This window comes from Priestia sp. SIMBA_032 (assembly GCF_046535215.1).
Classification (GTDB): domain Bacteria; phylum Bacillota; class Bacilli; order Bacillales; family Bacillaceae_H; genus Priestia; species Priestia aryabhattai.
This window is the reverse complement of sequence record NZ_JAWRXD010000906.1, coordinates 1-262: the sequence shown is the minus strand read 5'-3', so window position 1 is coordinate 262 and position 262 is coordinate 1. Positions and strand designations below refer to the sequence as shown.

1 protein-coding gene is annotated in these 262 nt (G+C 35.1%); it reads right to left on the bottom strand.

Translation table 11 applies throughout. The features are described 5' to 3' along the window. The coding region (locus tag SB717_RS36955) for an FAD-dependent oxidoreductase (RefSeq protein WP_410908060.1) at positions 1-262 on the bottom strand (262 nt) is incomplete at both ends.

The window sequence follows — 262 nt, the reverse complement described above, 5'->3', positions numbered from 1 at the left end:
AAAACGCATTGTCGAAAACGGAATGGTAACAATAACTAAATCTCCTGTAATACTGCTATATTCAAAAGTTTCCTCGTTCCGATAGAAAGCTGTCACACCATTATCGTGTTGATGTAGCTTCATTAATTTTTGATTATATATAATATTCTCTTCTAATTGCGGTAAAAATGACTTTGGCAATCTATCGTTCCCGCCCACAATTTCACAAAATCCGCTCTCCTCTTGCATAATGTATAGAAAGCGTAAAGTCTCTACAAACGAT